At 63.9% G+C, this 22,314-nt stretch carries 23 protein-coding genes and 2 riboswitches; of the genes, 7 read left to right on the top strand and 16 right to left on the bottom strand.

What is annotated here, in order from left to right; translation table 11 throughout:
• Positions 1-31 precede the first annotated feature (31 nt).
• Both ACF8RA_RS20345 and ACF8RA_RS20340 read right to left on the bottom strand, forming a co-directional pair.
• Positions 32-1,603 (bottom strand): sensor domain-containing diguanylate cyclase, encoded by a 1,572-nt coding sequence (locus ACF8RA_RS20345; RefSeq protein WP_176683874.1) that lies wholly within the window; start codon positions 1,601-1,603, stop codon positions 32-34.
• Positions 1,604-1,661: 58 nt separating this feature from the next.
• Complete coding sequence (locus ACF8RA_RS20340) at positions 1,662-2,141, bottom strand: hypothetical protein (RefSeq protein ID WP_176683873.1); 480 nt, start codon at positions 2,139-2,141, stop codon at positions 1,662-1,664.
• A 133-nt stretch (positions 2,142-2,274) separates the two neighbouring features.
• Here ACF8RA_RS20340 and ACF8RA_RS20335 point away from each other — a divergent pair, with 133 nt between their 5' ends.
• Positions 2,275-2,772, top strand: a complete 498-nt coding sequence (locus ACF8RA_RS20335) for a GNAT family N-acetyltransferase (protein WP_176683872.1) — start codon at positions 2,275-2,277, stop codon at positions 2,770-2,772.
• 156 nt (positions 2,773-2,928) lie between these two features.
• Here ACF8RA_RS20335 and ACF8RA_RS20330 read toward each other — a convergent pair whose 3' ends face one another.
• From ACF8RA_RS20330 to lpxO, 9 genes are all read right to left on the bottom strand, one after another.
• Entirely contained in the window at positions 2,929-3,363 is a 435-nt protein-coding gene (locus ACF8RA_RS20330; protein ID WP_176683871.1) for a pseudoazurin, read from the bottom strand.
• Between the two features lie 17 nt (positions 3,364-3,380).
• Positions 3,381-4,169 carry an ABC transporter ATP-binding protein gene (locus ACF8RA_RS20325; RefSeq protein ID WP_209964976.1) on the bottom strand — a complete coding sequence of 263 codons (789 nt, stop codon included), beginning with the start codon at positions 4,167-4,169 and terminating at the stop codon, positions 3,381-3,383.
• On the bottom strand, positions 4,166-5,182 hold the full coding sequence (locus ACF8RA_RS20320) for an iron ABC transporter permease (protein WP_209964977.1): 1,017 nt from the start codon (positions 5,180-5,182) through the stop codon (positions 4,166-4,168). Before ACF8RA_RS20320 ends, ACF8RA_RS20325 begins: the two co-directional genes overlap by 4 nt.
• Complete coding sequence (locus ACF8RA_RS20315; protein ID WP_176683869.1) at positions 5,182-6,192, bottom strand: ABC transporter substrate-binding protein; 1,011 nt, start codon at positions 6,190-6,192, stop codon at positions 5,182-5,184. The genes ACF8RA_RS20320 and ACF8RA_RS20315 overlap by 1 nt, the downstream gene beginning before the upstream one ends.
• 111 nt (positions 6,193-6,303) lie before the next feature.
• Positions 6,304-6,502, bottom strand: a riboswitch (cobalamin riboswitch).
• Positions 6,503-6,530: 28 nt separating this feature from the next.
• Positions 6,531-7,697, bottom strand: a complete 1,167-nt coding sequence (locus ACF8RA_RS20310; RefSeq protein WP_176683868.1) for a DUF1624 domain-containing protein — start codon at positions 7,695-7,697, stop codon at positions 6,531-6,533.
• Between the two features lie 109 nt (positions 7,698-7,806).
• Complete coding sequence (locus tag ACF8RA_RS20305; RefSeq protein ID WP_392519520.1) at positions 7,807-9,933, bottom strand: TonB-dependent receptor; 2,127 nt, start codon at positions 9,931-9,933, stop codon at positions 7,807-7,809.
• A gap of 108 nt (positions 9,934-10,041) precedes the next feature.
• A riboswitch (cobalamin riboswitch) is annotated at positions 10,042-10,250 on the bottom strand.
• Between the two features lie 94 nt (positions 10,251-10,344).
• Positions 10,345-10,914 carry a GNAT family N-acetyltransferase gene (locus tag ACF8RA_RS20300; protein WP_103469214.1) on the bottom strand — a complete coding sequence of 190 codons (570 nt, stop codon included), beginning with the start codon at positions 10,912-10,914 and terminating at the stop codon, positions 10,345-10,347.
• Between the two features lie 78 nt (positions 10,915-10,992).
• Positions 10,993-11,337 carry a carboxymuconolactone decarboxylase family protein gene (locus ACF8RA_RS20295; protein WP_101196548.1) on the bottom strand — a complete coding sequence of 115 codons (345 nt, stop codon included), beginning with the start codon at positions 11,335-11,337 and terminating at the stop codon, positions 10,993-10,995.
• Positions 11,338-11,456: 119 nt separating this feature from the next.
• Positions 11,457-12,356 (bottom strand): lipid A hydroxylase LpxO, encoded by a 900-nt coding sequence (gene lpxO / locus ACF8RA_RS20290; protein ID WP_021782806.1) that lies wholly within the window; start codon positions 12,354-12,356, stop codon positions 11,457-11,459.
• Between the two features lie 158 nt (positions 12,357-12,514).
• On the opposite strand from lpxO, the gene thpR reads away from it, so the two are divergent.
• On the top strand, positions 12,515-13,060 hold the full coding sequence (thpR, locus tag ACF8RA_RS20285; protein ID WP_176683866.1) for an RNA 2',3'-cyclic phosphodiesterase: 546 nt from the start codon (positions 12,515-12,517) through the stop codon (positions 13,058-13,060).
• A gap of 27 nt (positions 13,061-13,087) precedes the next feature.
• Here the strand turns inward: thpR and ACF8RA_RS20280 are convergent, their stop codons facing one another.
• The gene (locus ACF8RA_RS20280; RefSeq protein WP_176683865.1) at positions 13,088-13,993 is read right to left on the bottom strand and encodes an AraC family transcriptional regulator; all 906 of its coding nucleotides are present in this window, start codon (positions 13,991-13,993) and stop codon (positions 13,088-13,090) included.
• Between the two features lie 181 nt (positions 13,994-14,174).
• Here ACF8RA_RS20280 and calA point away from each other — a divergent pair, with 181 nt between their 5' ends.
• The gene (calA, locus tag ACF8RA_RS20275; RefSeq protein ID WP_392488657.1) at positions 14,175-15,227 is read left to right on the top strand and encodes a vanillin reductase; all 1,053 of its coding nucleotides are present in this window, start codon (positions 14,175-14,177) and stop codon (positions 15,225-15,227) included.
• 110 nt (positions 15,228-15,337) lie between these two features.
• Here the strand turns inward: calA and ACF8RA_RS20270 are convergent, their stop codons facing one another.
• On the bottom strand, positions 15,338-16,654 hold the full coding sequence (locus tag ACF8RA_RS20270; protein ID WP_392519519.1) for a hypothetical protein: 1,317 nt from the start codon (positions 16,652-16,654) through the stop codon (positions 15,338-15,340).
• Between the two features lie 205 nt (positions 16,655-16,859).
• Here ACF8RA_RS20270 and ACF8RA_RS20265 point away from each other — a divergent pair, with 205 nt between their 5' ends.
• Positions 16,860-18,059 carry a sugar transporter gene (locus ACF8RA_RS20265; protein WP_176683862.1) on the top strand — a complete coding sequence of 400 codons (1,200 nt, stop codon included), beginning with the start codon at positions 16,860-16,862 and terminating at the stop codon, positions 18,057-18,059.
• A gap of 33 nt (positions 18,060-18,092) precedes the next feature.
• Here ACF8RA_RS20265 and ACF8RA_RS20260 read toward each other — a convergent pair whose 3' ends face one another.
• The 3 genes from ACF8RA_RS20260 to ACF8RA_RS20250 are packed head-to-tail and all read right to left on the bottom strand — an operon-like array spanning position 18,093 to position 20,530.
• Positions 18,093-18,677: a LysE family translocator gene (locus tag ACF8RA_RS20260; RefSeq protein ID WP_209964996.1), complete on the bottom strand. Its 585-nt coding sequence runs from the start codon at positions 18,675-18,677 to the stop codon at positions 18,093-18,095.
• Between the two features lie 50 nt (positions 18,678-18,727).
• The gene (locus ACF8RA_RS20255) at positions 18,728-19,558 is read right to left on the bottom strand and encodes an AraC family transcriptional regulator (RefSeq protein WP_101196125.1); all 831 of its coding nucleotides are present in this window, start codon (positions 19,556-19,558) and stop codon (positions 18,728-18,730) included.
• Positions 19,559-19,606: 48 nt separating this feature from the next.
• Positions 19,607-20,530: a LysR family transcriptional regulator gene (locus ACF8RA_RS20250; RefSeq protein ID WP_101196124.1), complete on the bottom strand. Its 924-nt coding sequence runs from the start codon at positions 20,528-20,530 to the stop codon at positions 19,607-19,609.
• Positions 20,531-20,633: 103 nt separating this feature from the next.
• Here ACF8RA_RS20250 and ACF8RA_RS20245 point away from each other — a divergent pair, with 103 nt between their 5' ends.
• The 3 genes from ACF8RA_RS20245 to ACF8RA_RS20235 all read left to right on the top strand — a co-directional run bounded on the left by ACF8RA_RS20245 (position 20,634) and on the right by ACF8RA_RS20235 (position 22,313).
• Positions 20,634-21,287, top strand: coding sequence for an oxygen-insensitive NAD(P)H-dependent nitroreductase NfsB (locus tag ACF8RA_RS20245; protein WP_021782797.1), 654 nt, complete (start codon positions 20,634-20,636; stop codon positions 21,285-21,287).
• Positions 21,288-21,429: 142 nt separating this feature from the next.
• Complete coding sequence (locus ACF8RA_RS20240; RefSeq protein WP_003250525.1) at positions 21,430-21,879, top strand: antitoxin Xre/MbcA/ParS toxin-binding domain-containing protein; 450 nt, start codon at positions 21,430-21,432, stop codon at positions 21,877-21,879.
• Positions 21,876-22,313 (top strand): RES family NAD+ phosphorylase, encoded by a 438-nt coding sequence (locus ACF8RA_RS20235; protein ID WP_176683858.1) that lies wholly within the window; start codon positions 21,876-21,878, stop codon positions 22,311-22,313. Before ACF8RA_RS20240 ends, ACF8RA_RS20235 begins: the two co-directional genes overlap by 4 nt.
• The last annotated feature ends 1 nt before the right edge of the window (position 22,314 follow it).

Genomic DNA, 22,314 nt, shown 5'->3' with positions numbered 1-22,314 from the left:
AGCCCGCGGCCATGGTTACAACACAAGGCGTTCAGGCAAAAGCGACCCGGTTGCGCCCCTCTTGCTTGGCCTGGTAAAGCGCCCGGTCAGCCTCGCCCAATGCGTTCATGGGCTCGCCGTGCGTCTCGCCATCCCAGTGCGTCACCCCCAGCGAAATTGTCACTGCCCCCACCGGTTCCACCGGCATATCCTGTACGGTCACACGCAACCGTTCAGCCACCGCGGCCGCCACGTTCAGGGGGGCCCCAGGCAGCAATATCAGGAACTCCTCGCCGCCGGTCCGACACAACAGGTCGCCCTCGCGGCAACAACGGCGCATGAGCTCCGCCAGGTGGCGCAGCACCTGGTCGCCCACTTCGTGTCCATGGCTGTCATTTACCCGTTTGAAATGGTCGATATCCAGCGCAATGACTGCAAACTCCCGGTTTTCAGCTTCCAGTAACGACAGGCTGAATTCCAGGCTGCGGCGGTTGCCCAGGCCGGTCAGCGGGTCGGTCTGGGCGTCCCGATTGAGCCGGCCGATGCGCTCTTGCAGCAAGTTCAGGCCGAACAGTAACGCGCGTTTGAGCTCTGCCGCCTCAAAGTACCAGGCCCGCACATGATGCAAATGTTCGGCGGTACCGGCGCGGTCCATCGTGCGGGCACTTGCGGCCAGTTTCCACAGCGGCCGGGCGATGGTGCGGGCCAGCCACCACAGCAGCAGGCTGCCAACCAGCGCCAAGGGCGCCGAACTGGCGACCACGTTCAGCACCAGATGGTTCAGCGGCGTCACCGTCTGCGCCAATGGCTGCTGCGCTACCACGCCCCAGCCGGCGCTGGGCACAGTGGCGAAGCCGGCGAGCATTTCCACGCCCAGGCTATTGGTCAGCTGCCGGGTACCGCTGTCCAGTGTCCCCAGCTGGTCGACCAGCGCATTGCCCTCCACCACCGTGCCTACCCGTTCGCTATTGGGGTGGTACAGCAGGCGTCGTTTGCGGTCGACCACATACAGGTACGAACCGTTCTTGTAGAAATGCTCACCCAGCAGGCTGTTGAGGATGTTGTGTTCACGCAGGTACAGGCTGCCACCCACATACCCCAGGTAGCGGCCGTTGTCGTCGAAAATGGGTTGCGACAGCACCACCATCAGGTTGTCGGCCGCCGACAGATAGGGTGTGGAAACCAGTGGACGGCGTTCGTGCAGGGCTTCCTGAGCACCGGGCGACTGCACGTGGGTGCCGAGCAGGTGGCGTAGCGGGGCGGGGGATACCGCCAGCAGTACACCGTTGGCATCGATCACGAAGGTGGAGTTGAAGGCCATGCTCTGGCCCAGTACGCGGTCGGTTTCCACCTGCAGCGCTGCGGTGTCGCTCAACTGCCGGCTTTGTACGCCGGCGCTGAACATCAGTTGCTGCAAGGCGTTGCCAATGAAGGTGTCGGTAATGCTGGCCAGCTTTCTCGCATACACCCGATTGGCTTCCAGGGCATTGTCTATCAGTAGCTGGCGCTGCACCCGATAGCTGGCGAAATAGCTGGCGCACAGCATGACCACTGCGGTCAGGGCGCAGAGCACCAGAATGAGTGTACGTAGATCCAGGCGCAATCCGTGCTTGGTGTGTGGCAATCCTGACCTCTGTGATCGTAAAGGGCTGCTGAACGGAAGTTACCTTGGCGGGCAGCGCTCAAGAGCCTGCCTTGTCCAGCGCATCAAGCTCATCTTCCACCTGTTGCATGCGCTGCTCGACCAAGGCCTGCACGTTCACATCGCGGGCGGTTTCGCGCATCAGGGCGGTGAGTTTTTCGCTCAAGCGTTTGCCGGCTTCGGTGTCTTCCAGGGCGCGCGCTTTGGCGGGGTCCTGGGTGGCGGCGACGATGGTTGCGAACTCGGCGTCGCTGAAGTTCTTTTCGCTGTACAGGCGGAACAGGTCCCGGCGTTGGTCCTCGACGGTGAGGTGCTTGCGCAGTACGTCCTGGATGGTCGCTTGCGACAACTGCGGGTGAGTGCGGCCCAGCAGCGCGGACATGCGCTCGATGTTGTGCGTGTAGGCGTCCTGCAGCGGCAGCTGGGCAAGGATCTGTTCTTCACGGGAGGGCTTCTGGTCGCAGGCGGCGAGTGCAGCAGCCAGCAACAGGGGTAACAGCAACTTCGGGAGGCGAGGCATGGTATGGCCTGGTCGGGCAGTGAAGGCTGCCGATTATACCGATGTCCGCCTTGCCGCGACGAGCCCTGTGATTTGCCTTGAGCGGCACGCTGCGGTAGAACCGTACGCTCCCAACCACACTGGCAACCGCCCAATGCCGAACTGGACCTTGCAACCCGTGGCGCGTGACGCCATTGCCGAAGTGCTGGCGTTTGTCGACAGTGCCCGCCGAGCGCTTTTTCCGATGCTCGCCAATGCACCCTTGCCGCGTGACCTGGCGCAGTTCGCTGACACTTACCTGGACGGCGCGGGCTGTTTTCTGGAAGCCCGTGAGGGTGGGCGGCTGGTCGCGGTGATAGGTTACTTGCCCTATGACCATCGCTTTGCCCAGCTTGATTACCGCGCTGAGCGGGTAGTCGAGGTGGTGCGGCTGTTCGTGTTGCCGGCCTACCGCAGGCATGGGCTGGCGGCTGCCTTGTTTGGCGCCTTGCGCGAACGGGCGATGCAAGCCGGCTTCGACTGCCTTTACTTGCATACTCATCCGTTTCTGCCGGGTGCCATCGCGTTCTGGGAGCGGCAAGGGTTTACGTTGGTGGATGTGGAGCAAGACCCGGTGTGGCAGACCACGCACATGCAGTTGCGATTACGCTGACCGCTGGGAACGTGCCTGTTGGCGATGAAGATCACGCCGCGCGTCACTGGGTCGAACACGTTGCGGTTGAGAAGGTTCCAGTTGCCATCCTCGGTAAAGCCATTGCTTTGCAACTGGGCGACGCCGGCCAGGGCGTGAGCGACCCGAATAGCTGGCTCATTGCCCAGCTTCGAGCTTTTGCAACTGTGCGGCAAAGCGGGCTTTGGCCCGCGCTGGCAAGCTGGCCGGCAATTCGGCGGCAGGCGCGTCACCGACCTGGATCACCATGACCATGCCCATGGCCACGTGCGGAATGCACTGGATACCGTACACGCCCGGCACGCTGAAGGTGTGCTCGAACGGCTGGTTCAGCCTGCTCTTGAACGGCTCGGCCCCGGTGGGTAGCAGGCCCGCCACGCTGGCGGCATTATGCCCGTTCTGGGTCGGCAGGAAGCGAACGCTGTCGCCGGGTGCAATGCGCAAGTGGTCGGGCTCGTAGACCATGGCACCGTCGCTGCCACGGTTGAGCATTTTCACTTCATGCACTTCGGCCAGTGCGGTCGGGGCATGCAGGGTGCTGGCGAGCAGCAGGGCGACAGGGCGCAACAGCATGGGCAGGGCTACCTGGTTCAGGGGGCGCGAAAGCGCAGGATGCGCGCGCCGTCGAAAGGGTCGGTGAGGTAGTGGGCGTGGACGCCGAAGGTGCTCAGCAGGCGCTTGGCGGTAAGCACTTCGAAGGGTTTGCCAAGGGCGACCAGGCGGCCCTTGTCGATGACCGCGACACGGTCGCAGGTCAGTGCCTGGTTGAGGTCATGCAGCGCTACCAAGGTGGTAACCGGCAGCGCCTGCACTTGTTGCAGCAGGCTCAGCTGATGCTGGATGTCCAGGTGGTTGGTCGGCTCGTCCAGCAGCAGCACCTGCGGCCGTTGGGCCAGCGCGCGGGCGATGTGTACACGCTGGCGCTCGCCACCGGACAGCGACCCCCACAGGCGCGTGCGCAGGTGCAGGGCGTCGAGGTCGGCCAGGGCTTGCTCGACGATGGCGCAGTCTTGCCGGGAGAACGGTGCCAGGGCCGAGAGCCACGGCGTGCGGCCCAAGGCAACCGCGTCGAACACACTGATCGCATCGAGGGTGTCGGCCTGTTGCTCGACCAGCGCCAGCGCTTGGGCAACACGGCGGCGGGGCATCTGTGCCAGTGGCTCACCCATGAGCTGCACGCTGCCGCAGGCCGGTTTGCGCAGCCCTGCCAGCAACTTCAGTAGCGAGGATTTGCCCGAGCCGTTAGGGCCGACGATGCCCAGGGTTTCACCGGCGACAACGCTGAGGTCGATATCGCTGAGCACGGTATTGCCGGCCAGTTGCAGCCCCAGCCCATGGCAGGCCAGCGGGGGGATGCGAACAGTTGTCATGGCTGTCATGGTCGCCCCCGACGGCTGACCAGAATCAGCGCGAATACCGGGGCACCGATCAGCGCCGTAACCACGCCCACCGGGATCACCTGGCCGGTGATCAGTGTGCGCGAAAGAATATCTGCCGCAATCAGGAACAGTGCACCGCCCAGTGCGCTGGCGGGCAACAGACGGCTGTGCCCGGGGCCGAGCAGAAGGCGCAGGGCATGGGGTATAACCAGCCCGACAAAACCGATGGCGCCGACAATGGACACCATCACAGCCGTCACCAGCGCTGCACAACTGATCAGCAGCAACTGGGTGCGCCGCACCGGGATGCCCAGCGAGGCGGCCGAATCGGCGCCGAAGGTGAAGGCATCCAGCGCACGGCGATGCCACAGGCACACCAGCAAGCCGAAAATCGCCACCGGCACAGCCAGCCACACCGAAGGCCAGCGCACGCCGCTCAGGTTGCCCAGCAGCCAGAACAGGATACCGCGCGCCTGCTCGGCGGTGGCCGACTTGGTGATCAGGAAGGCGGTCAGTGCATTGAACAGTTGCGAGCCGGCGATACCGGCAAGGATCACTTGGGCATTGTTGCTGCTGGGGCCGGCCGCGCGGGCCAGCACCAGTACCAAGGCGAATGCGGCCACGGCACCGATGAAAGCCCCTGCGGACATGCTTAATGCCAGGCTACCCAGGCCCAGCAGGCCGACGAGTACCGCGCCGGTCGAGGCACCGGCAGACAGCCCCAGCAAGTAGGGCTCGGCCAGTGGGTTGCGCAACATCGCCTGCAGGATGACACCGCAGGTGGCCAGCCCGGCGCCACAAGCGGCTGCGACCAGGGTGCGGGTCAGGCGGTAGTTCCAGACGATGCCGGCGTCGATCGGGTCCACCGGGTAGGCGGCTTGCCACAGGTGGTTGGCCAGCACCTGGCCGACCACGCTGGGCGACAGGTTGGTTTCGCCGATGGCGGTGCCGGCCAGCAGGGCGGCCAACAGGGCGCCCAGGGCAACCGCGATGCAGGGTAACAGGCGGATCATCACGGGGCTGCTTTACCGCTGGCGAAGGCCGTGGAGAGCGTCTGCACGCCCCGGAACAGGCGGATGCCGGCCTGCATGGCGTCGGCGTCGAGGATAATGATGCGGTCGTGCTTTACCGCGTCCATGTTGCGGGTTACTGGATCACTGCGCAGGAATTCGAGTTTTTTCTGGTAGTCGTCGGCGGGGAAACGGCGGCGGTCCATGCGTGCGATGATCAGCCAGGTCGGATTGGCCTTGGCCAGGGTTTCCCAGCCAACGCTTGGCCATTCTTCGCTGGACTCGACCACGTTGCGCACACCGAGGGTGCGCAACATGAAGTCGGCGACACCCTGGCGGCCGGCCACATAGGGGTCGATGTCCAGGTCGGCGCTGGAGAACCAGAACAGCGCCGAAGTTGCCGACAGGTCCTTGCCGGCCAGTTGTGCCCTGGCGCTGTCGAGGCGCCCTTGCAACTCGGCGTTCAGTGCTGCGCCGCGGTCCTGAACGTCGAAGATCTCGGCCAGTTGGCTGACGCTCTTGTAGATGCTGTCTACCTGGAACGCTTGCAGGCGGGTGCCGTCTGCACCGACCAGGTTGTCCTTGCCCTCGCAGTCCGATGGCAGCACGTAGGTGGGGATCTTCAGTTCATCGAACTGCTCGCGGGTGGCGACCACGCCCTGGGCACCGACCATCCATTCGAACTGCACCGCGACCAGTTGCGGGCGCTTGCCGACCACCGCCTCGAAGCTGGGGTCGTTGTCGGCCAGACGCGGCACCTTGGCGTTCACCGCCTGGTATTCCGGCAATACGTTGTTGAACCACAGCGACGTGCCGGCCAGCTTGTCACCCAGCCCCAAGGCATAGAGCAGCTCGGTTCCGGCCTGGCCGATGGTGACGGCGCGCTGCGGTGCCTGGGCAAAAGTCTGCGGCTTGCCGCAGTTGTCGACCGTCAGCGGGTAGTGGGTAGCAGCGGCCTGGGCCAGGCCGGTGAGGCCTAGGCCCGCGAGCAGGGTGGCGAAACGGGGCAGCATGCTGGGCGATCTCCTATCGGACAGTTCTGGTGAGGAACGCACGGACAGGCATCGCCAAGCCCCCAGCGGGTGGCTGGGGCAACACGGATGGCCAATCCCGGACACCCCGCCGGTTGGTGAATGAAGGCCGGCAGGTCTCCTGACTGGTGCGTCACGGCCCGGCTCCCGCCTTCCCGGGCGGTAGGCCCAGTGGCATCGATGGAGCAGGCTCGGCACCTACAGTTGCGGGGGCAGTTCCGATTGGCCTGTATTGGCAGGCCTGGGATTCCCTGTTAGTTCCATGGTGGAAACCGGCGGCCCGCATGGTAGACCATCGCGCCGCCAGGTGAAAACGCTTTTCAGAAGTACTTCAGCCAACGGATGTCGCGGCGACGCTGCTTCAGGCGGGCGAACCCGCGCACTGGCAGGTACAGCGAAACCGCCAGCAGCACCGCGCCCAGCCACACCGCTGCAATACCGTCGAAACCGAAGTAGTCGCCATGGTTGAGCCCGAACAGCGCCACACAGGCCAGGTACAGCAGCTTCAGCACATACAGGTGCAGCAGATAGAAGAACATCGGTGCCGCACCGAACACTGCCAGTGCAGTGATCCAGCGCGCCTGGCCGGCCCGTTCGAACGTGCGCAACAACAACAGGCCGCAGCCCAGGGTCAGGGTCAGGAACAGAAGCGACGGTGGGTATTTGGTGATGTTGAAGAAGCTCATCAGGGTTTGCGTGAAGGTTGGGTAACCGCTCCACGGTGCCTCACCGTAACCGTTGAACATGCGCAGCAGGATAAAGCCAAGCAGCGCGAGCAAACCGGCCACCAGCAGGTGTTGCTGGCGTTGTCCGGCATCGCTGCCGCGACCGAACCAGGGCCCCAGGCCGTAGCCCAGGGCGATGACGCCGATCCACGGCAGCACCGGGTACGACGTGCGCAGGTGCAGGTTCTCGGAAAACGCCAGCCAGCCACGATCATGCAGGATTGCCCACGGCACATGCAGGGCTGACTCTACGCCGAAGTGCACGCCGTCGAGCAGGTTGTGGCCGGCGACGATGATGGCGCCCAGGGCGAGCAGCGCGGCGCGTGGCAGCCACACCAGCAGCGACAGGGCGATCATGCTGACGCCGATGGCCCAGATCACTTGCAGGTAGATCACGCTGGGGGGCAACTGGAAGGTCCAGGCGAAGTTGACCAGGGTGAACTCCAGCAACACCAGGAACAGCCCGCGTTTGAACAGGAAAGCCGAGACGTCGCCACGGCCCTGATGCTTCTCGCCATACAGCCAGGCCGATAGGCCGGTCAGCAGGACGAACACAGGCGCACACAGGTGGGCGAGGGTGCGGCTGAAGAACAGCACCGGTTCCGTGGTGTCGATGGCCATGGGGTCGCTGACCTGGCGGTGCAGGAGGAAAGTCTCGCGGACATGGTCCAGGAGCATGAACAGGATCACCAGGCCGCGCAGGGCGTCGATGCTCTGCAGCCGCTGGGTGATCAGAGTGGGCGTGGCGATGGCGCTTGTCATGGGTGAACGCTAATAGTAATGAATGTCATATAAAACGTTATCTTATAACTAGCCGGTGACGGGTTGGTAGCGGTTTTTGTGCTATCCGTGCCGTGAAGAGGTATTCAGGTCAGAAGCTGTAATCCACCGTCGCGAAGTACGACCGCGGCATCCCCATCAACCACTGCTGCCCGCTGAACGCCGACTGCACATACTCGCGATCGAACAGGTTGTTCAACTGCAACCCCAACTTCACATCCGGCAACACCTGCCAGGCGATGTTGGCATCGACCACGGTGTAGCCGGGGGCGCTTTGGGTATTGGCGGTATTGGCATAACGCTCATCCACATAGCGCGCCCCCAAGCCGGCCTCTACCTGCTGGCCGAAGCCTTTGCTCAACCAAAGGTTGGCGGTACGCCGTGGCACGTTGGCTGGCCGGTTGCCTGCGCGGTCCTGTGGCAGGCCGCCGACCATTTCGTCGAAGTCGTCGTACTTGGCGCGTACCAGCGATGCATTGGCCGACACCTGCCACTGATGGGCCAGGGCCAGCTCCAGCGTCGCTTCCAGGCCATCGGAGGTCTGCTGCCCGGCTTGTTGCTTCTCGTGCGTGATCGGGTCGTCGACCAGCAGTTTTTTCTTGACGATGTGGTAGGCGGCAAGCGTCCATTCGCCACGCCCCTCCCAAAAGCGCTGCTTGATGCCGGCCTCGGTCTGCTTCGCCTCGGTCAGGTCATAGTGCATCTGTGCGGGGCTGAGGCTGATGAGGTTGTTGACCCCGTCCTCGCTGGTTGAGTACTGGCCGTACAACGACAGGTCGTCGTTGAGTGCAAACACCAGCCCGACACGCCAGTTGCCACCTTGCAGGCTACGATCGCTGCGGCTGTCGTTGGTCAAGTTATTGCGGTCGATGTGGTTCTGGTCGCGACGCACGCCGGTAACCAACGACAGGCGATCGCTCAATTGCAGGCGGTTTTCGGCAAACAGGGCAAAGGTATGGGTGGTCGAGAGCGTTTGCGGCCGCAACGGCGAGGCGCTATGGAACCCGCCGGGCTGTGGCTGCCACGGGTCGATATAGTCGCCGCCGACATCGTTGTAGGGTGAATTGCTGTCGACGTTGAATCGCACCTTGTTGTACTCGGCACCGAGCACGGTCTTGCTGGCCAGGCCGAACAGGGTGTGGTCGAAGGTGAAGGTCTGGCGGTCACCGAACTGTTCCTGGTTGTGCTTGATCTCCAGGTAGCTGCCGCGCAGCAGCTGCTGACGCCCGCTGTCCCAGCTGTAGTCCTCGGCGTTGCGCCAGTGACGGCGGCTTTTGATGTAGTACAGCTGGTTGCTGGCGCTGAGCTGGTCGTTCAGCGCCCAGTCGGTCGTGAGCCGGGTCCATTCATCAACGTACTGCTGCACGTCGTTCTGTACGTTGTAGTTCTTTTTGCGCAGGCTGCTGCGGTAGTGGCCGTCGATCAGCGGGGTGCCGTAGTAGTTGGCAGGTTGTGCATCGCCGCGGTCATGGGCCAGCGTGAAGCTGAGGTCATCACTGGCATCGAAACGCAGCGCGGCGCTCATGGCCAGGCTACGTGAAGCGGTGCGGTCGACCCAGCCATTGCCGGTCTGTTGGTTCAGCGTCAGGCGGTAGCTCAGGCGCTCGCTGAGGCTGCCGCCGCTGTCCAGGCCGAGCTGCTCGCGGTCCCACGAGCCGTAACCCAGGCGCAGGTGGTTGCGCACCTCGCCGGCAAAAGGTTTTTTCGGGATCACGTTGATCACCGCGCCGGTGGCGCCTTCGCCATGCAGTACCGAGGCGGGGCCGCGAATCACCTCGATGCGTTCGACCATCCACGGGTCGACCGGGAAGGTCTGGGTGCCGGCACCGGTGTACAGGCGCGCGCCGTCGAACAGGGTCATCACCGAGCTGTGGCCGGCAAAGCCGCGGGCAGACAGGCCTGTACCGCCGTCCCCCGGTGAGCCGACGAAGGTAATGCCCGGCGAACGGGTCACTGCATCCTGCACCGTGAGGTTGTTGCGCTGCTGAATCTGCCGTTCGCTGATACTGCTGGTGCTGGCCGGTGTTTCCAGGGCGCTGAGGCCAAGGCGCGAGCCGGCCTGGGTCGGCGTGGCCAGGTCGATGGCGCGGCTGTCGAGGGTGTCGGTGATGGCCGTGGAAGGCAGGGCCAGAGGCTGCGGCTCGCGCTCATCAGCCAACGCCGGCAGGGCGACGGCCAGGCAGGCCGCCAGGGGGTGAAGCTTGAACATACGGGACATGTCGTTCCACTGCTGCAGGAATGAATGGATCCCGGTGGAAAACACGCAAAGGCGAACCATGCAGGCAGGCGCGCGCACGGATTCCGGCCTGCGCCCGCCCACCGCGGGTTGCCAAATGAAGCTCCAGGCCGGTCTCCGGGCTTGCGAGGGGCATGAAACCTTCACCTTCCCATGCTTGAGCACAGTGGTATCTCGAAGGATTCGCTCGCTTACCGTTGCGGGGGCAGCACCGGACTTGTCGTGGGCAACACGACGCACCGGTTTCCCGTTTCACCCTGCGCGCGGCGGCGCAGGGCACCTGAAACTGGCGCGCATCTGACCACTGAAATGCTGGGGCGTCAAATGTGGGTGTGCTGTGAATGTCGCGAAAAAATCAGGTTGTGAGTTTGAAGGCAGGCTTGCCTGTACAGGCTAGCGCCCGCGGCGTCGCGATACCCGTGCCTCGATGTTCTTGCGCCCGATCAGCAGCGGCGGCTTCTCCACCACCGGCTCATCCGCCAGCCACTTGTACATCACCAGGCAGTCCACCAGCCCCAGGCGGGCATGACGGTAGGCCTTGGGCAAACGGCCGACTGTTTCAAAACCCAGCTTGTGCCATAGCGCCACGGCCACTTCGTTGCTGGCTACCACCGAGTTGAACTGCAAAGCCAGAAAGCCTTCCTGGCGCGCCAGCTTTTGCGAGTGCTCGCACATCAAGCGCGCCACGCCCCGGCCGCGTGCCTGTGCGCAGACCATGTAGCCGCAATTGCCCACATGCGCACCAGGCCCGGCAGCATTGGCCTTGAGGTAATACGAACCCAGTAGCTCGCCATCTTCTTCGGCCAGCAGCGTGTGCAAGGGCAGCTCCAGCCACAGCTGGCGGGCCTGCTCGAAGCTCAGGGCCGGGTCGAAAGCGTAGGTTTCACGGGCTTGGACAATGGCCTGGAAGGTGGGCCAGAAACGATCAAAATCGTCCGGCATCATGGGGCGAATGTGGATCATGCGGGTTCCTGCGCGGGGTGAGCCGCCCAGTCTGGGTGGCGCGGCGCCGTCGCGCAAGGGCGACGACGCCGTCTGTGCTCAACCGTTGGCCTTGCCCACCGCGTCCATCGCGCGGGCCGAGTACACCAGCGCGGCACCGGCGTTCATGGCCACGGCCACGCCAAGGGCCTCGGCAATTTCCTCGCGGCTGGCACCCTCTTTGACGGCCTGCTGCGAATGCACGGCGATACAGCCGTCGCAGCGGGTGGTCACAGCCACGGCCAAGGAGATCAGCTCGCGGGTCTTGGCATCCAGGTGGTTGGTTTTGGCGCCTGCACCGCTGGCGGTCATGTAGCCGGCTACGGTGTCGGGTGAGAGTTGCTTGAGATCGCCGATGCCGGCCATCAACTGCTTACGGTAGGCGTCCCAGTCCATCATGCTCATCGTCTTCACCTTGGGGTGGTTGCGAGTGGAGCTTTCAGGCTAGTCGAAGAGTGGCACGTGTGAGGCGGTACTTTGGTTGGTAAACGCAGGTCACTCGTACAGTGGCCTGCGTTGAGCCTTCAGATGTAGATGAACACCAGCACCAACGCCGCGACCACTGCCCATTTTTCCAGGTAGTAGCGCATGCGGTTGCGCTTTTTCAGCGCCTTGCCACGCTCGCGGATCTTGTAGATGCGGGTGAACAGGCGGTTGATGCCACCGGTCTTGTCGCTGGCGTCGTTGGGCGCAGCGGCAGCGGCCATCACGTTGCGGCTGAACCAGCGGTTGAACGCAGTTGCCCAGCGGTACTTGAGCGGGCGTTCGACGTCGCAGAACAGGATGATGCGGTTGTGCTCGGTGGTGTTGGCCGCATAGTGGATGTAGGTTTCGTCGAAGATGACCCCCTCACCATCGCGCCATGCGTATTTCTCGCCGTCCACGTCGATGTAGCAGCCGTCGTCATTCGGTGTGTCCAGGCCCAGGTGGTAGCGGTACGAGCCGGCATACGGGTCACGGTGGCGCACCAGCTTGGCACCGGGTGGCAGGGTGGCGAACATAGCCGCCTTGACCGTGCCGATGCCTTGCAGCAGCTCGGTCGTGCGTGGGCAAAGGGCCATCGCCGACGGGTGGCTTTCGCCATACCACTTCAGGTAAAAGCGTTTCCAGCCGGTCTTGAAGAACGAGTTGAAACCGACGTCATCGTAATTGTCGGACTTCTTGATTTCACCGACGTGCAGCAACTGGCGGCCTTCCTCGCGGATCTCCTGCCAGTGGTCCTGCAGCGGTTTCAGTTCTGGAAAGGCCTCGACCGGCAGGTAAGGCTTGGCCGGGTGTTTGGAGAACAGGTACAGGAAGCTGTTGATCGGGGCCAGGAAGCTGGAGTGGTCGCCCAGCTGGCGAGTCAGCTTGTGGCGAACCCGACCGCGCAGGTGAACATAGGCGATCGAGAGGACGAAGATGAGTACGAGTGCAATTTTCATGGACGTTTACTGGTCGAAGAATGGCCATGCGCCAGGGCATGAGCCCGCCAGCATAAACAATCATGGGGGTAGTTTGTACTGATTGTTACGAAACTGCGGGGCGACATTGGTTTAATACCCTACAGTCTTGCGCAAACGTTTCATGTCAGGGAGTTTGTATGGTTCAGGATATACGTCCCAGTGGTAGCCCGTTCAAGCGGCTGTTCTTCGCCTTGCCGGTCAGCGACGCCCAGCGCCGTGACCTGGCCCAGTGGCGGCGAGGGCTGAACCTGCGCAGCGGCAAACCGGTGCCGGCAGCCAACTTCCATGTCACGCTGCTGTTCCTCGGTGATGTGGACGCCGCGCAGGTGCCTGCGATTTGCGCGGCGGTCGACCAACTGGCGCTGCCAGCCTCGGCGCCGCGGCTGTTGCTCGACCGTTTGCAGGTGTGGCAACGGGCCAGCGCCCTGGTGCTGGAGGCGCAGCAGGTACCACCGGCCCTGTTGCAACTGGTGTACGGTTTGCAGCAGGCGTTGCTGCCGTTGGGGGTGGAAGCGGCCAAGCGGGAGTATCGACCGCACCTGACGCTGTCCAGGGATTACCGCGGGCAGCCGCCCGAGGCCAGCAGCGCGCCGGCGTTTTACCTCACCACGCGACACTTCACGCTCTACGAATCGCGCAAGGGGGCTTACTGGCCATTGGCGCAGTGGCCGCTGGCGGACTGACCTGCAGGGGCCGTTCAGGTCAGGCGATTACACCGGCAGGCTCTGGTAAGGCAGTTCATCCCCCGGGCTACGTTCGAACTGACGCTTGTACTCGCGGCTGAACTGCGAGGTGCTCTGATAGCCCACCCGGTGCGCAGCCTGTGCCACGCCCAGGCCTTCGCCAATCAGCATCTGCTGCGCCTTGAGTAGCCGCAAACGCTTCAGGTACTGCATCGGCGCCATATCGGTGCAGCGCTTGAAATGTTCGTGGAAGGTGGAAACGCTCATGTTGGCACGCGTAGCCAGTGCCTCCACGCTCAGTGGCTCGCTGTAGTGCTCGCGCAGATGGGCGAGGGCGGCGCCGATGCGGGCGAAGTGCCCCTGTTGCTCCACCAGTGCCCGCAGCACACCGGCCTGGGGGCCGCGCAGGGCGGTGTACAGCACTTCGCGTACCCGCGCCGGGCCCAGCACCTTGGCGTCCAGCGGGTCGTGCAGGCAGCGCAGCAGGCGCTCCACGCTTTCGCGCATGGGCGCATCCAGTGCCGCCGACGTCATCGATTGCGGGGTTTGCGCCTGCACTTCAGCGTCCGGTGCCAGGCCCATGCTCTGCACCAACTCGCCCAGCACGCCACGGTCGATGCCCACCGCCACGCCCAACAGCGGCGCCTCGCGGGTGGCAAAGGTTTCACACATGAACGGCACCGACAACGCCTGCACCAGGTAATGCCCTGCACCGTACTCCAGCGTACGCGGCCCCAGGCGCGCCAGTTTGCTGCCCTGGGCCAGGATCATCAGGCTTGGTTCGTAGATCTGCGGGCTGCTGGCCACATAGTGGTCCCAGCTCAGCACCTGCACCTGGGGCAGGTGCGTGGGCACAAAGCCTGGGCGCGTGGCGAGGCTGCGGATCAGTGCGCAAAGCGGCGCATTGGCATCGACGTGACGGGTCAGTTGCATGGTGGACCAAGGGCAGAGAATCAGACACCTTGATCATCGCAGATTGAGGGCGTGGCGCCAGCTACGGGTTGGCATCTTCGTAGAATCAGGCATGCATGCCGGAGAATCAGCCGTGGGCGAGGCGGCAAACGGCGCGCAGAATGCGTCGCCTGAATCGTTTCACTTCACTGCGAGGCCCTGCATGTATACCGCCATCGGTTACGCCGCTCAAACCCCCACCAGCCCTCTGGCCCCCATGACGTTCCAACGCCGCAGCCCGCGCCCGGACGACGTCGCCATCGACATCCTGTACTGCGGCGTGTGCCACTCCGACATCCACCAGGCGCGCAACGAATGGGGCATTGCCGTGTACCCGCTGATGCCGGGCCACGAGATCATCGGCCGGGTCACGGCGGTGGGCGACAAGGTCACCGCGTACAACGTCGGTGACCTTGTGGGCGTTGGCTGCATGGTCGACTCGTGCCGTACCTGTGAAGCCTGCGCCAAGGACCTGGAGCAATACTGCCTGGAAGGCCCGACCATGACCTACGCCACCCCGGACCGGGTCGACGGCAGCAACACCATGGGGGGGTACTCCAGCAGCATCGTGGTCAGCGAGCACTTCGTGGTGCGCATACCGGCCGGCATGGACCTGCCCAGCGCTGCACCTATTCTGTGTGCCGGCATCACCACCTATTCGCCGCTCAAGCACCATGGCGTTGGCCCCGGCCACAAGATCGGCATCCTCGGCATGGGCGGCCTGGGCCACATGGGCATCAAACTGGCCAAGGCCCTGGGGGCGGAGGTGACCCTGTTCACGCGCTCTCAGGCCAAGGCCGAGGAAGCGCGCCGCCAAGGGGCCGACCATGTGATCGTCTCCACCGATGCCGAGCAGATGCGCGCCGCTGCCGGCCGTTTCGATTTCCTGCTCGACACCATTCCGGTGCAGCACGACCTCAACCCGTACCTGGAAACGCTGAAGTTCGACGGTGTGCACATCCTGGTCGGCCTGATCGAACCGATCGACCCGGCATTGCATGCGGCCAACCTGGTGATGAAGCGCCGGGTGCTGGCGGGGTCGTTGATCGGGGGGATTGCCGAGACTCAGGAAGTGCTGAACTTCTGCGCCGAGCACGACATCCGTTGCGATATCGAGATGCTGGATATCCGCAACATCAACCAGGCCTATGAGCGGATGATTGCCGGTGATGTGAAGTACCGGTTCGTGATCGACATGGCCACGTTACAAGGCTGATTGATTGGTTGCCTGTACGGGCATCTTCGCGGGCAAGCCCGCTCCTGCACAGGGGTGATGTAGGGCTTGCTTGCGGTGGGGGAGGCACAGGCAGCAACGATGCAGCCGTTTTACCAGGCCATCGGCTTGTCCCAGCCCTTCCAGAACAGCCATCGCCGCACCTCGCCGTGCGCGCCGGTACCGATCTGCCACTCGGGCCGCCCGCTATCCAGCGCAATCACCGAAATAACCCCCGCATGGCTCGCCGCCACCAGCGTTTGCCCGTCGGCGCTGATATCCATCGCACTGATGGTCGATCCCAGGTAGTGCTGCCAGTGCTCCGTACCCTTTTCGCCAAACGCCCGCAGGTAGCCATAGGCATCACCCACAATGTACTCGCCATCGCGCGCAACCCCTGCATACACCCTTGCGCCATCCTGCACCAGCGGGGTACGCGGGTCCTGGCTGTAGTAATCGGTATCCAGCCCGTGCAGGTCTGCCACCCTCACGGCCAGCGTGGCACCGCTGTAGAAATGGCAGGCATTGACGATCAACTGGTCACCGGCGCGGTTGAACAAGGCAAAGTGCGGGTATTCGCTGCCCGGGCCGATGTGCGCCAGCGGCTTGAGCTGTTCGTCCAGAACAAGGTGCCGGCTGCCTTGCTCACCCACGACGATCAGCCGGCCATCCGCCGACACTGCACCATGCTCCATGCTCAGCCCCAGGCTGATGTCGTCCGGCTCGGTGCCCTCGGCCAGCTCTTCGAGCACGCGTGCCTGCTGTGGCAGCAGGCGAGTCGCACCTTGAGTGGCCAGCACGAAGATACCTTCGGCACTCACCAGCAGCACGCGCTGGCCATCGGGGAAGGGGATCAGCGCGGTCGGTGTGGGCGGCAGGTCGAACGGCTCGAACGGGTAACCTGGCGGTAACCCCTCCAGCCCGGTGGGCCAGGCCAGGCGTTGCACTTGCGGGCCGCCCCAGCCATCGGTCACCCGCACGCCCTCGGCATTGGCCAGGGCGAAATAGCGCCGCGCCGGGCAGCGGCCAAAGTGTTCGATGCCGATGACCGGGGTTACCCCATGGTGGTCGATACGCACCACCTGGCCCTTGTCGTATGGCATGCCGATGCGCGCCAGCAGGCTGCCATCTTCCAACAGCAGGACATTGCTGATGCCTTGGCCGTGGTCTTCGAGCAACGGTATCAGGGGGTGGTGCGCCGGTGGCCAGGCGTCGCGGAATGCCTGGCGCTGCTGTTCGTCGATGTCAGGGCGGTTGGCTGCCTGCAGGGCTGCCAGCCACGCGTCGAGCAGGTGTTTGGTGGTGGGTGCCTGCGGCTCTTCGAGGTTGTCCCAGCCGTGCGCACGGCCCTGCGCGACATAGTCGTTGACGGCCTGGGCATAGGCGGTAACTGCCTGCTGCCACTGCTGCTGGGGGGGCTGCTTGTCCATGAGCGGATCGGGCTCCTTGTTGCACACGCGTTTCATACAAAGTGCGCATGGTACTCCTTCTGCCTGTGCTGCGGTTGTGAGGCCCCCGCTTGACGCGTACCATGCCGGGCATTCCTATCCATAACAAAACGTACGTTGGCACCCCGGCAAGCGGGTCGCTGGCGTGCGATTTGTTGCGTTGCCTGCGGAGAAGCAGTTTCCACCCATGAACGAACCCATACCCACGCACCTGCCGCCCACAACAGGCAGCGGCAGCTGGCTGAGCGTCATCGCCCTGGCCTTGGCGGCCTTCATTTTCAACACCACCGAGTTCGTCCCGGTGGCGCTGCTCAGTGACATTGGCCGCAGCTTCGACATGAGCACTGCCCAAGTCGGCCTGATGCTGACCATCTATGCCTGGATCGTGGCGCTGGCCTCGTTGCCCATGATGTTGCTGACCCGCAACATCGAACGGCGGCGTCTGCTGCTGTTCGTGTTCCTAGTGTTCATTGTCAGCCACTTGCTGTCGTGGCTTTCGCAAAGTTTCGCCATGCTGCTGGTCAGCCGCATCGGCATTGCCCTGGCGCATGCGGTGTTCTGGTCCATCACCGCCTCGCTGGCGGTGCGTGTGGCGCCGCCGGGCCAGCAGGCCAAGGCGCTGGGCCTGCTGGCCACCGGTACTACCCTGGCCATGGTCCTGGGCATCCCGCTGGGTCGTGTGGTGGGCGAGGCACTGGGCTGGCGCATCACGTTCCTGAGCATTGCCGGGGTAGCGCTAGCCACCATGCTGTGCCTGATGAAATCGCTGCCGCTGCTGCCCAGCCAGAACTCCGGTTCGTTGCGCAGCCTGCCGGTCCTGTTCAAGCGCCCGGCACTGGTCATTACCTACTTGCTGGTGACGCTGGTCATTACCGCGCAGTTCACGGCCTACAGCTATATCGAGCCATTCGCCCTGCACGTGGCGCAGATCGGCGGCGACCGTACCACGCTGTTGCTGCTGTTGTTCGGCGGCGCCGGGGTTTTTGGTTCGTTGTTGTTCAGCCGCTACAGCGATCGCTTCCCGCATGGCTTCCTGGTGGGTTCGATCGGAGTACTCGCCGCGTGCCTGTTGCTGATGTTGCCGCTGTCGGGCAATTTCTATGCGTTCGCAGTGCTGAGCATGTTCTGGGGCGTGGCGATTCTCAGCTTCAGCCTGGCGCTGCAGTCCAGGACTCTGAAGCTGGCGTCCGACGCCACCGATGTGGCCATGGCGCTGTTCTCGGGTATCTACAACATCGGCATTGGCGGTGGTGCGCTGCTGGGCAGTATCGTCAGCAGCCAGATGAACGTGGCGGATATCGGCCTGGTGGGCGGCAGCGTGGCAGTGGTCGGGCTGGTACTGGCCGTTGCCAGTACCCGGCGTTTTCGCGAGGCGTTGGCACCTTGAGCCGAGGCCGCCCCTTGCCGGTCAAGCAGAGACTCAGGCCAATACTGCAGCCCATGCCGATATCAACAAAACCCCCGCCAACACCTGATTGAACACCCGCAACCGCCCCGGTGCCTGCAGCCACCGGGCGCTCCCCACCCCCAACACCGCCCATGCGGTCATGCTCGGTAGAGCGATCAGCCAAAACACCAGCGCCAACTGCCACACTGGCAACGACGGCGCGGCAAATACCCCGACCACCGCCACGGCCATCAACCACACCTTGGGATTCACCACCTGCAACGAGGCCGCGCTGAGCGCACTGAAGCCTGGCGCCGTGGTCGTGTGGAGCGGGGTGGCGGCACTGCGCAGCATCTTCCACGCCAGGCTGCTCAGCCACAGCACCCCGGCCCAGCTCATCAGCTGTTGCGCCAAGGGGTGACGCAGCAGCAGTTCGCCCAGCCCCAGCCCGACGAGCAGCACAATGGCTGCTGCCGCGCCACACGCCGCCACGATCGGCGCCAGGCTTGCGCGCAGGCCCCGGCGGGCGCCATGGGCCAGGATCAACAGGTTGGTCGGCCCCGGGCTGATGCTGGACACCAGGGCGAACAGAATGAAGGGCAACAACGACTGCGACATGGTTCAGGGCTCCGTAAACGCGGAGCACCATGCTCGCTGCCTGCCGGCACTCAGTCTGGAAGGTTTGAGCAGCGCCTGCGGTAGTCAGCCGGGGTCAACTGGTAGGCGCGGCGGAACCAGCGCCCCAGATGGCTCTGGTCGGCAAAGCCCAACGCCACGGCCACTTCAGCAGGTGTCTGACCTTGGGCAAGCAGGCGCCGCGCGCGGGCCAGGCGCAGCTGGATCAGGTAGGCATGGGGTGCAATGCCGAACGCTGCCTTGAACGCACGGGTCAGGCGAAAGCGGTCGATGCCGCAGGCCTGGGCCAGGTCTTCCAGGCCGATGTCGCGCTCCAGGTTGGCGTGCAGGAAGTCCCGCGCACGCTGTGCGGTCAGCGGCAGGCGCGGGTCGGGATTGATGCGGCGGCGCCAGTGCAGGTGACGGGTCAGACAGGCCAGTAAATCGTCCATGGCCGTTTGCCTGACGATGCGCAAGTCCTGATCATGCACGGCCTGGAAGGCCTGGGCGGTGGCCCGCGCCAGACGTTCGTCATGGCACAGGGTGTCGGCAAAGCTGGGCAGGCTGTCGCCTGGCGCGTGCTCGTACAGCGCGCGCAGCTGTTGGTCGAGCCAGGCGGGCTCCAGGTACAGCGTCGAATAGGTGAAGCCTTCTTCGGTGGGCGCCAGGCCATCGTGGATGTCGCCAGGCTCAAGTAAAAACACCTGTCCCGGCGTGCTGCGGTGGCGCACCCGGCGGCAGTTGAACTGCTGCACGCCCTGCTCGGTCACGCCGACCAGGAAGCTGTCGTGCCAGTGGGGGTCATAGGCATGCCCGACAAAATGCGCCCGGACCGACTCGATGCCGGTGTCGGCGTCTTGTTTGAAGTCGATCCAGTTGCTCATGGACGTGTACCGTGGGGTAAATCGCTACCTTAGCGCAACGCCCCCGGCTCAGTCTGGAACGATTGTGCAGCCGTTGGTCAGTGCCCGGGCGCGCAGGGCCTCGAAGCGTTCGCGTAGCCACAGGTGCAATTGCGTCACGGCAGGCGTGAGTTGCTTGCGATGAGGGCAAACCAACGTGAGCGGGGTAGACTCGCCGAGCAATTCGGGCAGGACGATTTCCAGTTCCCCGGCCGCAATATTGGCGCTGACATCCAGCCACGACTTGTAGACGATACCTTCCCCCTGGATGGCCAGGCGGCGGATGACGTCGGCATCGTCACTGACCAGCGGCCCACGCACCTGCACGGTGCGATTACCCAACTGCCACTTGTCGTACACCCGGCTGTGCTGCATGTAGAGCAGGCAGGCATGCTGTTGCAGCGCGTCGGGGGTGAGTGGGCGGCCGTGGCGGGCCAGGTAGTCGGGCGAGGCCACCAGCACTCGGCGGTTCCATTCGGCCAGCGGCAGGGCGATGTAGTTGGCATCCTGATTGAGGCCATAGCGGATGGCCACATCCACAGGGTCGCGGTTGAGGTCGGCCATCTGGTCGGACAGGAAGAAGCGCAGTTGCAATGCCGGGTGGTCGCGGCGGAAAGCGCTGAGCCAGGGCAGCAGCATGTTGCGGCCCATGTCGGAAGGGGCCGACACCTGCAGAGTGCCGCGCAGGCTATTGGGGTTGCCATGCAGATCTTCATGGCCCTGGCGCAGGCTTTCCAGCACATTCAGCGCGGTTGGCAGGTAGCGCTCGCCCTCGGCGGTCAGGCGCAGGCTGCGGGTGGTGCGGGCGAACAGGCGTACATCCAGGTCGCGTTCCAGGCGTTTGATCGCGGCAGCCACCTGGCCCGGCAGCAGGCCTGCTTCATGGGCGGCGGCAGTGAAGCTGCCCAGCACGCTGCTGCGGGCAAACAGTTCGAGGTCGGTGATGCGCAGCATTTTCATTCCAGGGATGAAAGTGTTGTTACATTGTGCCGCTTTTTCTTTTTTGCTGGAAAGATAAGATGCGCGGCACATCCACTGTTCATTCCGGAGTTGTCGCATGGATACCGTATCGCTGGCCAAGCGCCGTTACACTACCAAAGCTTACGATGCCTCACGCCGCATTCCCCAAGCCACTGTCGACGCCCTGCTCGAACAACTGCGCCACAGCCCGTCGTCGGTCAATTCCCAGCCCTGGCATTTCATCGTCGCCGACACGGCCGAAGGCAAGGCCCGCCTGGCCAAGAGCACGGCGGAGGGTTATGCCTACAACACGCAGAAGCTTCTCGATGCCTCGCATGTGATCGTGTTCTGCACCCGTACCGAAATGACTGAAGAACACCTGAACACCGTGCTCGATCAAGAGGCTGCCGATGGCCGTTTCCGTGATGAGCAAGCGCGCGCCGGGCAAAACCAGAGCCGCCGTCACTACGTCAACCTGCACCGCTTCGACCAGAAGGATGTGCAGCACTGGATGGAAAAGCAGACCTACCTGGCGTTGGGTACTGCCTTGCTGGGTGCGGCAGCGCATGGGCTGGATGCCACGCCGATCGAGGGCTTCGACAGCAAGGTCCTCGATGCCGAACTGGGCTTGCGTGAGCGTGGGTTCACCAGTGTGGTGATCCTGAGCCTGGGTTACCGCAGCGAGGCGGACTTCAATGCCGGGCTGAACAAGTCGCGGTTGCCGGCATCGCAAGTGTTCACCTTCCTGTGAGGTTTCCGGGGCCGCTTTGCGGTCCTGGCAATGCTGGCGGTCAATCTGGCAAAGCCCTGGCTTCGATTGCCCGCCCCGGCAAACTGGCAATGACCCGGCATATACCGCATACTTATCGGCAAATACCGAAAAGGAGCGTGCCATGCTTGCCGAAGTGCTTCGCGACAACGGTTACCACGAGTACCGGGCGCGCCTGCAGGCGCTGCTGGACATTCCCGAGCTTGCCAGCGACTTCGAAATTCACACCCGCATCACCGATGGTTTTGCCGCCACCTGGTTGGTGAAACTGACCGAACGCGGTGTGCTCACGCCGGTGGAGCGCGACCAGATCATCCCGCTGCGCACGCTCAAATCCCGTATCGAGCGTGACCAACCGCTGACCGTGGATGAGAGCGACCGGCTGTTCCGCTCGGCCCACATCACCGCCATGGCCGAGGCCGTGTTCGGTGAAGCGGGCAAGGCCAAGCGCTGGCTGTCCAAGCCCAAGGAACGCTTCTCGGGGCTGACGCCGATGCAGATGCTCACCACCCAGCAAGGCACCACTCAGGTCGAAGAAATGCTGCTGCAGATTGCCGAGGGCTATGGCCTGTGATTTTGTGGCGAATCAGCGCCTATGCAGACTTGAGCGGTACGGGGGGCTTGCGTGTGAGTGGCCGCTGGCACCAGGCGGGTCGACCGGTGGTGTATGCCGCCACCAGCCCTCCCGGGGCGATGCTGGAAGTGTTGGTGCATCTGGAGATCGACCCCGAGGATTTCCCTACCACCATGCGCTTGCTTCGCATCGAACTGCCCGACACGGTTTCCCAGGCGCAGTTGCCCGCTTTGCAGCCCGGCTGGTCTGCCCACCCTGAGTTGACCCGTACGCTGGGCAATCGCTTTCTGGATGACTGTTCGGCATTGCTGCTGCCGGTGCCAAGCGCGATCATGCCCAGCACCACCAATTACCTGTTCAACCCACGGCACCCGCAGGCGCAGAGCGCGAAAATCCTGGTTGAGGATTTCACGCCGGACAGCCGCCTGTTCTAGG

Source organism: Pseudomonas sp. FYR_5, assembly GCF_043106315.1.
In the GTDB taxonomy this organism is placed as follows: Bacteria; Pseudomonadota; Gammaproteobacteria; order Pseudomonadales; family Pseudomonadaceae; genus Aquipseudomonas; species Aquipseudomonas putida_Y.
The sequence above is the reverse complement of the archived record's forward strand: the minus strand, read 5'-3'. Positions and strand labels throughout refer to the sequence as shown.